This is a genomic window from Paramuribaculum intestinale (assembly GCF_003024925.1).
GTDB classification, from domain to species: Bacteria; Bacteroidota; Bacteroidia; order Bacteroidales; family Muribaculaceae; genus Paramuribaculum; species Paramuribaculum intestinale.
In genome coordinates, this window is the sequence record NZ_PUED01000053.1 from 1 (window position 1) to 14,387 (window position 14,387).

Sequence of the window (14,387 nt, forward strand, 5' to 3'; positions counted from 1 at the left end):
TTTCAGCTTCATATTATGCCGCCCTGCCGTTGATTGCTACACGGTGCTACAAAGATAGTAATAAAATTTGACACGTGCAAGCGTGCCAGCAAAAAAGATTCATGAAAATGCAACTGTCAAACTACCGAGCGCTGGATCACGGCATAGAGCATCGTAAGCAGATGCGTATAGCCGTCAAAGCTCTTTACATACTTCTCTCCGCCGTGTTTTCGGCTGAATTCAACAATTTTTTCACGATTGAGTGATTTTATCAGCTGTCCATATATCGGCTGTCCGAAGAAATTACTACTTTTACTCATGGTTATTCATGGATTGTTTGGCGACACCAAAATAACCATTTAGGGCTGACTCCTGCAATAGGTGTCAGCCCTAATTTTTCAATCGCTCAAAAAAAGTTTAGCGGACAGTAATAGTTGTTTTTCAGGAATCCGTATTCCGAGGGTGTCCATCCGAGTCCGACGGCCCATGCGGAGTTCCATCGTTTGTCGGAGGGGAGCACCGATGATCCGTCGAGCTTATAGGTGGCGAAGAGGTCGTAGGTGTCGTCGTAGGTATATCCGGCGACGGCTCCGTAGCCTATCTGGGCCACTTTTTCCTTGAAGCTCGATACGGCGGGCTTGCGGGCGCCGGTGAGCGACTGGTTGATGAGCGACGCCGAGGCGTGGTTGCCGACACCGTAGCCTGTGATGCCGAGATTGTCGGTCGACGTAAGATAGTAGTCGTGGTTGAGGCTCAGGGTGAGGTTGTGGACGTTGCCCAGCACTTTGGCGTAGAGTGCGCGCACGTTGTAGCTGAAGTTGAGCAGCGTGTTCTTGTCTTTGTTGAGCCGTCCGAGTGCTTCGGGTCCGAAACCGCTCTGCTGTTCGGCGTATGACGATGCGGGGGTGAGCTGGGTGCCTTCGTTGATAAGGTAGTCAAGACCGGTCACGGCCGATATCTCCAGATCTTCGAGTGGCTTGAGGTTGACGCTCGCCGATGCTCCTCCGCGCTTGTCGGTGGTGTTGCTCTGATATTGATGCATCAGGTCGGCGTATGTGCGGTTGGGGTATGACCATAGCTGGTTGCCGCTCTTGGTTTCGTAGGGGTTGAGGTTGTAGATGAGCGATGCGGGGGAGAAACTGCTGCCGTTGGGGGTCTTGTTTTCGGTGTAGGCTCCGTCCATAGTCATGGTGAAGTAGCCGAGTTTGCCGAGTGCTACGTCGATGCCCATGCGCATGGTGCCGCGCAGTGTGCTGTTGCCCTTGACCTGTCCTCACTGTGTGGCGATGTTGGCGCTGACGAAGTATGACGATTTTTCGCTTCCTCCGCGCACCGACAGATTATGGTTCTGATACATGGCCACCCGGATCAGCTCGTTGAACCAGTCGGTGTTGATGCCGCGCAGTGAGTCGAGCACTGCTTTTCCGGAGGCAATCATGGCGTCAAGATCGGGGCTGTTGGGGTAGCGGCGCCGGTAGTAGTCCTCGCTGTAACGGTAGCCTGGGGTGGCTTCGTTCATCATGAGCCGCTCGAGTTCGAGTTTTTCGTCGGAGCGCATCACCTTTACGCCGCGTCGGCCTTTGAGTGTGGCGCCCATGCCCAGCGAGTAGGTGACATCGACCGTGCCGAAGTAGCTGCCGCGCTTCGATGTGATCTCTATCACTCCGTTGGATGCCTTGATGCCGTAGAGCGCGCAGGCGGCAGCGTCCTTGAGCACCTTGATTTCCTTGATGTCCTGGGGATTGAGTGTTCGGAAAGCGTCGGAGGATATCACTTTGCCGTCGAGTATGAACAGCGGTTCGTTGGCGGCGTCGCCTACGCGCAGCGACTGGTTGCCTCTGATGCGTATCTGCGGTTTTGATCCGAGTTCGCCGGTATTGGTGACTATCAGTCCCGGCACCGTTCCCTGCAGCGCAAGACTGATGTCGGTCATGGGCTTCTCGTTGAGGCGTTTCATGTCGACGGTCTGTACCACTCCCGAGCGGGCTCGGATGTCGATGTTGTTGATGTTTGGTTCGGCTGTCACCACCACTTCGTCGAGCGAGTTGCTGTCGGGTGCAAGGGTGAAGTCGAGTTTCGACTGTCCGTCGTAGATCACTTCCACTGGGTTCATCCCCAGAAATGTGACTTTTATCAGATCTCCTTTTTTAAGGCGTGCCTTGAGCTGGTATTTTCCTTCGACGTTGGCCGAGCACGCAAAAGAGGTGCCATCGATACGCACAACGGCTCCTGCGAGAGGCTCGCCGTCGATGTCGGTTATGAGTCCGCTCAAAGTTGTCGTTTCAGAGGTTTGGCCGATGGTCGCGACTGCCGGTTCGGCATGAACGGCACTGATTGTGCCGGTGGCAATGAATGCCCATAGCAAAATATGAAAAATCCGCATCCGTTAGGTAATATGTCACAATTTGTGTTAATGTTTCGCAAAAGTAGACAATAAAAACCACTCCCGCAATACCGAATTGTAAGTATTTTCTGCGTAAAAGCAGATAAATGTTACAAAACGGGTGGTTGCGGGAGCGGTTTTCCCGACAGGAGGGCTGTCGGGCTTACGGATTGTCCGGTCAGGCGTGCTCGGGCCGGCGCATGGTGCGCAGCCCGTAGCATGTGACCACTATGAAGCATATCAGCGGCAGGCAGAAGCTGACGTTGACGGCGGCCATGGGGCCGATGTGTCCGAGGTCGATGATGCTGCCCTGGAGGGGTGGCATGAGCGCGCCGCCCACGATGGCCATGACCAGGAATGCGGCACCGAGCGATGTATCGTCGTGATCTACACGCCCGAGGGCTATGCCGTAGATGCTCGGGAACATTATCGACATGAATGCCGATATGGCCACGAGGCATATCAGTCCGGCGTAGCCTTCGATCAGTATGGTGCCAAGGGTGCACAGGCTGGCTCCGATGCCGAAGATGGCGAGCAGTTTGGCCGGCCGGATATAGCGCATGAAGAATGTACCTACAAATCTGAATGTGAGCGAAAGCGCCATGGCTCCAATGTTATAGTTCTGTGCGGTGGCCTTGTCAATGCCGAGGTTGTCGGCATACTGAATGATGAATGTCCATACCATGATCTGGGCGGCAACGTAGAATACCTGGGTGATCACTCCGAGGCGGTAGTCGACGTTGTCCCACAGTTTCTTGAGGGTGTGGCGGAAGGCCAGCGGGGCTTTGTCGTCGTTTTTGCCCGGCATTTTCACGCAGGCGATGACCACGAACATGATGAGCACCACCAGTCCGATCGCTACATAGGGATCGCGTATGACTGCAAGGTCGTGGGTGCGGATCGACGCTTTTTCGGCGGCGTCGAGTGCGGGGAATATTATCTGTCCGGCGTCGTCGCGGCGGTCCGACAGCAGGTTGGGGAGCACGATGAGCGAGGCTATTGCCATGCCTGAGAGCGAGCCGACGGGGTTGAAGGCTTGCGCGAGGTTGAGGCGGCGTGTGGCGTTGTCGGGCGATCCGAGCGAGAGGATGTAGGGGTTGGCAGTGGTTTCGAGAAATGCGAGTCCGAAGGTCAGCACGTAGAGTGACACGCAGAAGAACGAGAACTGCTGCAGGTTGGCTGCCGGGATGAACAGGAATGCTCCGACGGCATACAGGCCGAGCCCGATCAATATGCCGGTCTTGTAGCTGTAGCGGCGTATGAACAGTGCGGCCGGTATGGCCATGGTGGCGTAGCCGCCGTAGAATGCGAACTGTACCATGGATGCCTTGGCGGCCGACAGCTCCATGACCGTCTGGAAGGCTGCCACCATCGGATTGGTGATGTCGTTGGCGAAGCCCCAGAGGGCAAAGAGCGAGGTGATAAGTATGAATGTCAGCAGGTAGCGGCGCGGCACTAATGGCGGCCGCTTTCGTCCTGCCGTTTTCGGATCGTTGTTCATGGGATGAAGTGGTAAGAAGATAAAATGTGGTAGGGATGGATTTCATGGCGCGTGTGCGCGCACGGAATCATAAATTCAGAGCTGTCTGATGTCGGTGACCTGCTCCTTGGAGTTGATCTGTCGGGCAGTGATGGCCTGCAGCAGGATATTGCCTATGGCTGTGGCTTCTGCTGGTCCGGCAAAGACTTTCAGGCCGGTGGCCTCGGCTGTCATGGCGTTGAGCAGACGGTTGTTGGATCCTCCTCCTATGATCTGCAGAGCTTCGAGCGGGCGGGGCAGGAGAGTGTTGACCTGCTCTACGGCCTTGCGGTAGCGTTCGGCGAGAGATCGGCACACGCATCTGACATATTCGCCGCGTGTGGACGGAGACGGTTGGGAGGTTTCGCGGCAGTAGGCGGCTATGGTCTGCTCCATGGCGTCGGGGCGTGAGAAGCGCTGGTCGTCGACATCGATCACGGCGGTGTCGGCTGCGGCCTCGGCTTCGTCGATCAGTGCCGGCCATCCGGGATCCTCGCCGCGTTCGCGCCATTGAGCTGCCAGTCGCTGGAGTATCCAGAGGCCGGTGATGTTCTGGAGCAGGAGGGTCTTGGCGCCTACGCCTCCCTCGTTGGAGAATCCGGCACGGCGCGCCTCTTCGGTGAGCACAGGCTCGTCGAGTTCCACTCCGAGCAGCGACCATGTGCCCGAGCTGAGGAATGCCGCACGGTCGGTGGTGTAATTGCGCGGAGAGGCGAATGCGGCGCTCGCGGTGTCGTGCGATCCCACGGCCACCACTTTCACTTTGCTGTCAAGTCCTGTCGCTTCGGCCACCCGCGGAGTGATGTTGCCGACGACGGTGCCGGGCATGGTGATGGGGCACATCATCTCCGGACGCAGACCCATGCGGCGCAGCAGCGGCTCGTTCCATGAACGGGTGCGTGCGTCGAGCATCTCCGATGTCGATGCGATGGTGTATTCGTTGATTTCGTGTCCGGTGAGGAAGTAGGTGAGGAGATCGGGTGTGAAAAGAAGCCGTCGCGCTATGTCGAGTCTGGGATCGTCGGCACGCTTCATGGCCATGAGCCTGTAGAGGGTGTTGATTGGGAGCACCTGTATGCCGGCTTCGGCATAGTGTGCCTGGGGCGATTCCTCGCGGGCGAATATCTCCGGCATGCCGTCGGTGTGTGTGTCGCGGTAGCACACCGGCATTCCGGCGAGCTGTCCGGTGGAGTCGATGAGTCCGAAGTCCACTCCCCAGGTGTCGATGCCTACAGACACCACGTCGAGTCCCTGACGGGCGGCCTTGGCGAAGCCTTCGAGCATGTCGGCGTAGAGCGACGGGAAGTCCCATACGAAGTAGTCGCCCATCTGCACTGGACGGTTGGCAAACCGGTGGATTTCTTTCAGTTCGAGGCAATAGCCCTTGCCTTCCGTCCGGAGGGAGCCGGCGATCACTCGCCCGCTCCCGCCGCCGAAGTCGGCTGCTAAGTATGTGGGGTTCATTTCGTTGTTTTTCCGAGGATATAAGTGTCGAGGTCGCCGATCTCCTCAGCTGTGAGCGGATCGACATTGTCGCCGTTGATGACAGCTATGCGGCATGCCATCTCGAAGAACATGGCCCGCTCCAGCGCCTGGCTGAAGTCTTTGCCACACACTACCTGTCCGTGCTTGAGCAGCATAACGGAGTCGTGGTGCTTCATCTGTTCGATGACGTGCGATGCCAGTTCGGGCGAGCCGGGACGGAAGTAGGGTATCATCGGTATCTCGCGTCCGACGTGGATCGGACACTCTGCGGTGAAGTTGAAGTCGGCGGGGCGCTTCTTCATGCAGGCCACGGCGGTGGCGTAGGGCGACTGGAAGTGGAGCACGCAGCCCACTTCGGGGCGCTCGCGCATAACTCCCATGTGGAACACACTCTCCATCGAGGGTTTGATGCCGTTGAGCACTTCGCCGGTCGACAGGCGGCACACCGACACCTTGTCGGGTGTCAGGTCGGGCACCCATGAGCCGGTGCCGGATATCATCACTTCGTCGTTGTCGAGGCGCACGGAGAGATTGCCGCTCGAGCAGACGGTCAGTCCCGACTGTCCGACACGGTGGGCCATCGCCACGAATTCCTGTATCTGTTGTATTGTTGCCATATCTGTGGTTCGTGTCAGGGATTACTTATATATGGGGCCGTAGTTCTTGCAGGCGCGGAAGTCGGAGCCCTCCTTGTCCATGCCGAACGAGTTCCATGCCGACGGGCGGAAAATGTCGACGTCGGGCACGTTGTGCATGCACACCGGTATGCGGAGTATCGATGCCAGTGTGATGAGGTCGGCTCCTATGTGGCCGTAGGAAATGGCTCCGTGGTTGGCTCCCCAGTTGTTCATCACCGAATATACATCCTTGAACGCGTCGGTGCGCGGGTCGAGGCGCGGAACGAACCATGTGGTGGGCCACGACGGGTCGGTGCGCTTGTCGAGTATGGCGTGGATCTCCGGATCGATGTCGGCGGTCCATCCTTCGGCTATCTGGAGCACCGGGCCGAGTCCTTTGACGAGGTTGAGGCGAGCCATGGTCACAGGCATTCCTCCTTTGCTGAGGAAGTTGCTTGAGAAGCCGCCTCCGCGGAAGTAGTCGCGGTTGGCGGGATACCATGTCGTGGCCTTGAGCATCTTGTCGGTGTCGGCATCGGTCAGCTCCCAATGGTGTTTCATGGTGGGATTGCCCTGGATGTCAGTGGCCTGTCCGGTGCCGTCGAGCGTGGTGGCTCCTGAGTTGATGAGGTGTATCATGCCGCCTTTGGCCATGCCGGTGAGTTCCTTGCCGGTGACACGCTTCACAGCCTCGGGGCTCCAGTAGGTGCGCACATCAGAGAATATGGCCGCGCGGTTGGTGAGCAGGTGTCCGAAGAGCATCGCCACTCCGTTGAGTGCGTCGTTTTCGGTGGCAATGGTTATCGGCTCGCGTGTGCCGTTCCAGTCAAACGAGGTGTTGAGTATAGCCTCGGGGAAGTCAGCGTTGGGGTAGAAGTCGGTCCACTGGCGCTGTCCCTGGAAGCCTCCGACGATGGCGTTGTGACCCATGGCCTCCTCTTTGAAGCCAAGTTCGAGCAGGCGGGGATTGCCGTGCATGAGATCGCGCATGATGATGGCCTGCTTGACTGTGAATTCCCAGTCGCTGTCTTTGCCGGCGCGGTCTTTGGCCTTGCCGTTGGATGCGTTGCAGATGTCCTCTCCTTCGTTGGGCTTGCAGTGTTTTTCGGCCCATTCCATGGCTTTGCGGTATTCTTCGGGGTCGTAGATGCCTTCAGACATGCGGCGGATGATCTCGGTCATGTCGATAGATTCGTTGCGCATGCCGAGATATTCCTGGAAGAAGTCGGGATCGACCATCGATCCGGCGATGCCCATCGATACGCTGCCCATCGAGAGATACGATTTGCCGCGCATCGTGGCCACAGCCTGTGCGGCGCGTGCGAAGCGGAGTATCTTCTCGGCTACGTCGGCGGGTATGGTGTTGTCGTCAAGATCCTGCACGTCGTGACCGTAGATGCCGAATGCCGGCAGACCTTTCTGCGAGTGGGCGGCGAGTACCGATGCGAGATATACGGCTCCGGGGCGCTCTGTGCCGTTGAAGCCCCAGACAGCCTTGGGCCAGTGGGGGTTCATATCCATAGTCTCGCCTCCGTAGCACCAGCAGGAGGTGACGGTGATGGTGCTGCCTACGCCTTCGCGCTCGAATTTCTCGTTGCAGGCTGCGGTTTCGGCCACTCGGCCTATTGTGGTGTCGGCTATCACGCATTCCACGGGCGATCCGTCGCCGTTGCGGAGGTTGGACGATATGAGGTCGGCCACAGCATGAGCCAGAGCCATGGTTTTCTCTTCAAGGCTTTCGCGTACGCCGCCCTGACGGCCGTCGATCGTAGGACGGATACCGATTTTAGGATAGTTGCTCATAGTGTTATAAGTGTTATCTGTTGTTGCTTTTGTGTGATTGATGTCTGTCGGTCATTTTGAATACCAGTTCGCCGCCACGCGTTATCTCGTCGTGGGTGATGTAGGGCGATGTGTGGGGCTTGCCGTTGAGTGTGACGCTCTCCACGTAGAGATTTTCTTTCGAGAGTCCTTCGGCGCGGATGCTGAAGGTCTTGCCTCCGGTCAGATGCAGCGTGAATCCGGGCATCTGCGGGGCGCCGATGACGTAGGTGGCGCTGACCGGATCGACGGGATAGAATCCCATGCAGGAGAACATGTACCATGCCGACATCTGTCCGCAGTCGTCGTTGCCCGACAGTCCGTCGGGTTCGGGGCGGTATTGTGTGTCGACAATCTGTCTTATAAGTTCCTGTGTGCGCCACGGGCGTCCGGCCAGTGCGTACAGATAGGTGACGTGGTGCGAGGGTTCGTTGCCGTGGGCATACTGGCCTATCAGTCCGGTGACATCGGCCTGTGTGGTGACGAGTTCGGTGGTGAACATCGAGTCGAGCTTGTCGGCAAAGGCGTCGTTGCCCCCCATGAGCGCTATCAGTCCGGGCACGTCGTGCTGCACGTGCCATGTGTATTGCCATGCGTTGCCTTCGGTGTAGTCGCCGCCGACGCTCTCGGAGTGTCCCACCGATGCGGGGTCGAACGGTGTGCGCCACGTCCCGTCGGTGAGCCTCGGCCGCATGAATCCGGTCTGACTGTCGAACAGGTTCTTGTAGTAGTCGGCACGCTCGCGGAATATCTTCTCGTCGTCGGTGCGTCCGAGCAGCGAGGCCATGTCGGCCGCTGCATAGTCGTCGTAGGCGGTTTCGAGTGTCGACGACACCGATTCGGCGCGGATGGAGTCGGTGGGGAAATATCCGTAGCGGGTGTAGATCTCCCAGTCGCTTTTCTGCGGGTGACTGACGGTCTGAGTGCGTTTGATGGCCTCGAACGCGCGGTCGGCGTCAAAGCCCCGGAATCCTTTACGGTAGGCTTCGGCGATGACCGGCACTCCGTGGTTGGCCACCATCGTATATGTCTCCTTGCCCCACAGTCCCCATATAGGCAGGAATCCCTGGGTTTCGGCCTGCTCTACGAGCGAGTTGACAAATCCGTCGACGCGTTCGGGCACCATCAGTGTGTAGAACGGATGTGCGGCGCGATAGGTGTCCCACAGCGAGAAGGTGGAGTAGAATTCTCCTCCGGTTGCCTTCACGACGGAGTCGGCTGCGTTGCGGTATGATCCGTCGACGTCGGCTATCATATTGGGCTGTAGGAGCGAGTGGTAGAAGGCGGTGTAGAAGTTGGTCTTCTGGGTGTCGGTGCCGTCGACGTCGATGCGGCCCAGATAGCTGTTCCAGTCGGCCCTTGCCTTGTCGCTGACGGCATCGAAATCCCATCCCGGAAGTTCGGCCTGCAGATTGCGGCGGGCGCCGTCGACCGATGTGGTGGAGAGCGCCACCTTCATCATCAGCTGCTCTCCGGGGCGCAGGTCGAATCCGGCCACGATGCGCTGTCCGCGCTCTGTGTCGGTGGCGGGCGCGAGAGTGGTTATGTCACTGACCGGATGGTCAAACTGCATAACGAAGAAGTAGTCCTGCGAAGCCCATACGGAGTTGATCACATGGCCGGTCAGTGTCACTGAGTCCTCCCACTGTGTCTCGCACAGGCGCACGTGGCTGTGGTATTGCGCTTCGCTCCATGCCGGACCGTGCTGCAGATCGATAAGCAGGGCCGACGAGTCGGCTCTGTTGTAGGTGTAGCGGTGAAGGGCGGCGTGGGGGGTGGCTGTAAGCTCGGCTCTGACGTCGGGAGCCGAGAGGGTCACGGCATAATAGCCCGGCGAGGCGCTTTCGGTCGACTTGTCGAAGGGGGAGCGGTATTGGTCCCAGTCGCGACGGCGTGATCCGTCGGACGGCATTACGAGTATGTCGCCGAGATCCATGCATCCGGTGCCGTTGAGATGGGTCTGTGTGAATCCCCATATCACCGAATCCGAATAGACATATTCCGAGCAGTAGCGCCAGCCTACTGCTCCGGTGACAGGGCTGGTCTGTATCATTCCGAAGGGTGTGGTGGCGCCGGGGAATGTGTGACCGTTGTCGGCGGCTCCGATGAAGGGGTTGACGTAGGCCGCGTAATCCGTTTCGGTGGCTGTTTCGTTGCCGGTCGAGCAGGCTGCTGCGGCTATGATGACGCCGGCTGCTGCGGCTGCTGTCAGGAGTTTGTTCATGACACTCTTGTAAGGTAATATGGTTAAGTGGCCTCTAAATTACAAAAAATGTCCCGATTGCAAAAATAAATATCATGTGTCGGGGCTGCAGGAGTCGGCAGGGGTGCGGATCGCTTGGTTCTGACGGCTCTTAGCGCCGGTGACGGGTGGCGGCCGGCGCCGAGGGGCACTGTTTATCGTGAGCCACGGTGATGATGTTGAAGTTTTTTATGGGTTGTAAATGTGTTGTCTGTTAGATTCTTGCGGTTGCGTATTGCGTTGGGGAGAAAAAATGAGACCCCCGCAGCGAACAAAAAAAAGTGAGGCAATGTTATAAAATCAAAACGCCGACAACGCGGCCGCTTCCGGAGGGAAGACCACCGCCGCTGCGACGGATGAAAAGTGATAAATCCAATTACAATAAATGTTTCATTAAAATTTACGAGAGAAATGAAAAAGAATCTTCTTTTAGCGATTGTCGGCTGCGGTGGCATGCTGCTTTCGGCAAACACAGCCAAGGCTCAGGAGGCCGTAGTGGTCGAGGAGAGCGTTGTGACAGAGGTTCCTGTAGAGTGCAAGACCAACTATTCCACATCGTGGAAGGACAATTGGTATATCCAGCTCGGCGCCGGTATGATGGTGCCCTACGTTGACCACTACAACGTCGACCACCACGCAAAGCGTCACATCACAGCCATCTATAACGTAGGCGTAGGCCACTGGTTCAGCCCATATCTGGGTGTGCGCGCCACCGGTTTCTACGGTAAGCTCCACACCGACTGGGGTCACTACAACAAGGCCAACATGTTCAACGGCAACATCGACCTCCAGTGGGATATGCTCAACTCGCTCTGCGGACCCAAAGCCGACCGCGCTATCAGCATCATACCTTACGTAGGTCTGGGAGTCGCCTACACATGGGGCTTCAACGGCGACATCGCCATGATCCCCACCGACCAGGGCCGTCATCTCAAGACGAAGGAAGTGACACTTCCCGTGGCAGCAGGCCTGCAGCTCCGTCTGCGTCTGTGCGACTATGTCGACTTCTTCGCTGAGGCTCGCGCCAACTTCTACGGCGACAACTTCGACAACGTCGCTTCCGGCAAGCCTATCGAGTCCACTCTGATGGTCTACGGCGGTCTGAGCTTCAATCTCGGCAAGCGCTCCTACAAGGCCTACAACCCCTGCGAATATGTCGACTACATCAATTCGCTCAACAATCAGGTCAATGATCTGCGCGGCGCTCTTGCAACGACATCGGCAGCCCTTGCAGCAGCCGAAGCACAGCTTCCCTGCCCCGAAGTGGTAGAACAGCCCGCTCCTCAGGCAGCTCCGCTCCTCGCTACCGTCCGCTTCAAGATCAACTCGGCCGTGATCTCCGACGAAGAGGCTGTCAACGTCTACAACGTCGCACAGTGGATGAAGGCCAATCCCCAGACCAAGGTCTACGTTCAGGGCTACGCCGACAAGGACACCGGCACAGCAGCCTACAACATGGAGCTCTCGCAGCGCCGCGGACAGTCGGTAGTCGACGCTCTCGTCAACCAGTATGGCATCGATCCGAGCCGCCTCACCATCCAGGCCAACGGCAGCGACGTTCAGCCCTACGACACCAACGACTGGAACCGTATCGTGATCTTCACACAGCCGTAAACCTTCAGGATGACACACCGTCAAGACTTCCGCGATGCGGAAAGAAACTGACTGAATCATATAACTGATGCCCTAAGGCTCCCCGCCGGTCAGCAACGACCGAAGGGGAGCCTTCTCCGTATGCGCCCACCGTCGCGGCGGCGGGCGCAGGGCGGATTTGTGGCCAATTTCACGCGCTGAAATTTGGACACTTGGAGCGAATTGATTAATTTTGACGTGCCGCCCATTTCCGGTCATGTTGCAGGCCCGGCGAGGGCGGCAATGTCAGTAAATAAGAATTCTTACCCAAAAACTGAATACGTATGGAAAATCCCGAACTGCTCAAGCAGGTTGAAGCCAAGGCACAGGTGTGGCTTGGCGAGGCTTATGACGAAGCCACCCGAAAGGAAGTGAAACGCATGCTTGAGGCCGACGACAAGACCGAACTGATCGACGCCTTCTACCGCGATCTTGAATTCGGCACCGGCGGACTGCGCGGCATCATGGGCGCCGGCAGCAACCGCATGAACATCTACACCGTTGGCGCCGCCACACAGGGACTCGCCAACTATCTCAAGGAGAATTTCAAGGATCTGCCGGAGATCAAGGTGGCCGTGGGGCATGACGTGCGCAACAATTCGCGCCTCTTCGCCGAGATCGTGGCCGACATTTTCTCGGCCAACGGCATAAAGGTGTATCTGTTCGACTCGTTCCGCCCCACTCCGGAGCTGTCGTTCGCCATACGCCATCTCGGATGCCAGAGCGGCGTGAATATCACGGCCTCCCACAATCCCAAGGAATACAACGGCTACAAGGCCTACTGGGAGGACGGAGCGCAGATCATCGCTCCCCACGACGTAAATATCATCGATCATGTCAACCGCATCAAGGGAGTGGAGCATATCCGCTTCGAGGGCGACAAGTCGAAGATCGAGATCATAGGCAAGGAGGTCGACGAGGCGTTCCTCACTGCAATCAAGGGACTGCAGCTCAGCCCCGACGCAGTGAAGCGCCACCATGACATGAAGATCGTCTACACTCCGATCCACGGCACAGGCGTAAGCCTCATCCCCGAATCGCTCGCACGCTTCGGCTTCACCGACATAATCCACGTGCCCGAACAGGATGTCACCGACGGCAACTTCCCCACTGTGGTGTCGCCCAATCCCGAAGTGCCCTCGGCCATGGCCATGGCCATAGCCAAGGCCAAGGAGGTGGGAGCCGACCTGGTGATGGCATCCGACCCCGACGCCGACCGCATCGGAGCCGTCATACGCGACCATAAGGGCGAATACGTGCTGCTCAACGGCAACCAGATAGTCATGATACTCCTCAACTATATCATGACCCGCAATGCCGAGCTGGGGATGCTCAAGGGCAACGAGTATATCGTCAAGACCATCGTCACCACCGAAACCATCAAGTCGATAGCCGAGAAAAACAACATACGCATGTATGACTGCTACACCGGCTTCAAGTGGATCGCGGCCGTGATCCGCGACAACGAAGGCTCGGCGCGCTATCTCGGAGGCGGCGAGGAGAGCTACGGATTCCTCGCCGAGGATTTCGTGCGCGACAAAGACGCCGTGTCGGCCGTGTCGCTCATGGCCGAGGCCGCCGCATGGGCCAAGGACAAGGGAATGAACTTCCTGCAGATGCTTCAGGATATATACATGAAGTATGGCTTCTCGAGCGAGGCCGGCATTTCGCTCGTGCGTCAGGGCAAGAAGGGCGCCGAAGAGATACAGGAGATCATGAAGCAGCTGCGTGTCAATCCGCCCAAGCAGATCGGCGGCAGCCCCGTCAGCGTGATCAAGGACTACGAGTCGCTCACCGAAACGCATCCGCTCGAAGGCACCTCGGCGAAGCTCGACATGCCTGTGACGAGCAACGTGCTCCAGTATTTCACCGCCGACCACACCAAGATCTCCGTCCGCCCCTCGGGCACTGAGCCGAAGATCAAATTCTACGTGGAGGTGCACGGCGAGATGGCTTCGGCCGACGACTACGACAAGGCCATAGCCGCTGCCGACGCCAAGATACAGCAGATCAAGTCCGATCTGGGCATCGACTGAGCGTCGACCGCTCCGGCATCGGGCCGGCAGAGCGACATACAAACATAAAATGATCCTGCGTCAGATGACTTTCAATCGCTGACGCAGGATCTTTTTTGTACAGGGCGAGGAGGCTCAGAGATAGGCCGCTGACTGCACGTCCAGCCGGTCGTCGGCGGTGAACACCCAGGGCTTGCCGGTGGGGATCTCGAGGCCGGTGACCTCCGAGGCCGTCAGATGCAGGAGCAGCATGGCCAGCGCACGCAGTGAATTGCCGTGGGCGGCTATGAGCACGCAGTCGGAGTCGTGAAGCCGCGGCACGATCTTCTCCTCCCAGCAGGAGCGCACACGCGCGATGGTGTCGCGCAGCGATTCGGTCAGCGGCAGCTCGTCGGCCGTGAGCGACGCATATCGGGGATCGTGGCCGGGAAAACGCGGATCGTCGGGAGTGATCAACGGCGGCTGCGCGTCGAAGCTGCGTCGCCACAGATGCACCTGCTCGGCGCCGTAGCGTTCGGCCGTGGCGCTCTTGTCGAGTCCCTGCAGGGCGCCGTAGAAGCGTTCGTTGAGATGCCAGTCCTTGATAACCGGCACCCAGTCGAGCTGCATCTCGCAGGCTGCGATCTGGAGGGTGTGGATGGCGCGCCGCAGCACTGAGGTGAACATCCATCGCGGCTGCAGGCCGGCCTGCAGC

At 58.2% G+C, this 14,387-nt stretch carries 11 protein-coding genes; 2 read left to right on the forward strand and 9 right to left on the reverse strand.

Features of this window, described 5'->3' with window-relative positions; all coding sequences use genetic code 11:
- Nucleotides 1-116: 116 nt before the first annotated feature.
- The 8 genes from C5O24_RS05620 to C5O24_RS05650 all read right to left on the reverse strand — a co-directional run bounded on the left by C5O24_RS05620 (nucleotide 117) and on the right by C5O24_RS05650 (nucleotide 10,028).
- Nucleotides 117-299, reverse strand: a complete 183-nt coding sequence (locus tag C5O24_RS05620; protein ID WP_240604912.1) for a DUF4372 domain-containing protein — start codon at nucleotides 297-299, stop codon at nucleotides 117-119.
- Between the two features lie 86 nt (nucleotides 300-385).
- The gene (locus tag C5O24_RS14450) at nucleotides 386-1,210 is read right to left on the reverse strand and encodes a SusC/RagA family TonB-linked outer membrane protein (protein ID WP_240604914.1); all 825 of its coding nucleotides are present in this window, start codon (nucleotides 1,208-1,210) and stop codon (nucleotides 386-388) included.
- 42 nt (nucleotides 1,211-1,252) lie between these two features.
- A complete protein-coding gene (locus C5O24_RS14455; RefSeq protein ID WP_161953409.1) occupies nucleotides 1,253-2,251 on the reverse strand; it encodes a TonB-dependent receptor plug domain-containing protein in 999 nt (332 codons plus the stop codon).
- A 289-nt stretch (nucleotides 2,252-2,540) separates the two neighbouring features.
- Nucleotides 2,541-3,863, reverse strand: a complete 1,323-nt coding sequence (fucP, locus tag C5O24_RS05630) for an L-fucose:H+ symporter permease (protein ID WP_107036118.1) — start codon at nucleotides 3,861-3,863, stop codon at nucleotides 2,541-2,543.
- Between the two features lie 75 nt (nucleotides 3,864-3,938).
- Entirely contained in the window at nucleotides 3,939-5,345 is a 1,407-nt protein-coding gene (locus tag C5O24_RS05635) for a rhamnulokinase (RefSeq protein WP_107036117.1), read from the reverse strand.
- On the reverse strand, nucleotides 5,342-5,983 hold the full coding sequence (locus tag C5O24_RS05640) for a class II aldolase/adducin family protein (RefSeq protein ID WP_107036116.1): 642 nt from the start codon (nucleotides 5,981-5,983) through the stop codon (nucleotides 5,342-5,344). The genes C5O24_RS05635 and C5O24_RS05640 overlap by 4 nt, the downstream gene beginning before the upstream one ends.
- Before the next feature lie 21 nt (nucleotides 5,984-6,004).
- The gene (fucI, locus tag C5O24_RS05645) at nucleotides 6,005-7,786 is read right to left on the reverse strand and encodes an L-fucose isomerase (protein ID WP_107681563.1); all 1,782 of its coding nucleotides are present in this window, start codon (nucleotides 7,784-7,786) and stop codon (nucleotides 6,005-6,007) included.
- Nucleotides 7,787-7,799: 13 nt separating this feature from the next.
- Entirely contained in the window at nucleotides 7,800-10,028 is a 2,229-nt protein-coding gene (locus C5O24_RS05650; protein WP_107036114.1) for a GH92 family glycosyl hydrolase, read from the reverse strand.
- Nucleotides 10,029-10,457: 429 nt separating this feature from the next.
- Here C5O24_RS05650 and C5O24_RS05655 point away from each other — a divergent pair, with 429 nt between their 5' ends.
- Together C5O24_RS05655 and C5O24_RS05660 are read left to right on the forward strand one after the other, a co-directional pair.
- Entirely contained in the window at nucleotides 10,458-11,660 is a 1,203-nt protein-coding gene (locus C5O24_RS05655; RefSeq protein WP_107036113.1) for an OmpA family protein, read from the forward strand.
- Between the two features lie 302 nt (nucleotides 11,661-11,962).
- Complete coding sequence (locus C5O24_RS05660; protein WP_107681564.1) at nucleotides 11,963-13,714, forward strand: phospho-sugar mutase; 1,752 nt, start codon at nucleotides 11,963-11,965, stop codon at nucleotides 13,712-13,714.
- Nucleotides 13,715-13,828: 114 nt separating this feature from the next.
- On the opposite strand, the gene C5O24_RS05665 is transcribed toward C5O24_RS05660, so the two are convergent.
- On the reverse strand, nucleotides 13,829-14,386 hold the full coding sequence (locus C5O24_RS05665; RefSeq protein WP_338418704.1) for a 2,3-bisphosphoglycerate-dependent phosphoglycerate mutase: 558 nt from the start codon (nucleotides 14,384-14,386) through the stop codon (nucleotides 13,829-13,831).
- Nucleotide 14,387: the final 1 nt, after the last annotated feature.

Coding starts and splice junctions, on each gene's coding strand:
- C5O24_RS05620 (WP_240604912.1), bottom strand. CDS start 299: ATGAGTAAAAGTAGTAATTTCTTCGGACAGCCGATATATGGACAGCTG.
- C5O24_RS14450 (WP_240604914.1), bottom strand. CDS start 1,210: ATGGGCATCGACGTAGCACTCGGCAAACTCGGCTACTTCACCATGACT.
- fucP (WP_107036118.1), bottom strand. CDS start 3,863: ATGAACAACGATCCGAAAACGGCAGGACGAAAGCGGCCGCCATTAGTG.
- C5O24_RS05635 (WP_107036117.1), bottom strand. CDS start 5,345: ATGAACCCCACATACTTAGCAGCCGACTTCGGCGGCGGGAGCGGGCGA.
- C5O24_RS05640 (WP_107036116.1), bottom strand. CDS start 5,983: ATGGCAACAATACAACAGATACAGGAATTCGTGGCGATGGCCCACCGT.
- fucI (WP_107681563.1), bottom strand. CDS start 7,786: ATGAGCAACTATCCTAAAATCGGTATCCGTCCTACGATCGACGGCCGT.
- C5O24_RS05650 (WP_107036114.1), bottom strand. CDS start 10,028: ATGAACAAACTCCTGACAGCAGCCGCAGCAGCCGGCGTCATCATAGCC.
- C5O24_RS05655 (WP_107036113.1), top strand. CDS start 10,458: ATGAAAAAGAATCTTCTTTTAGCGATTGTCGGCTGCGGTGGCATGCTG.
- C5O24_RS05660 (WP_107681564.1), top strand. CDS start 11,963: ATGGAAAATCCCGAACTGCTCAAGCAGGTTGAAGCCAAGGCACAGGTG.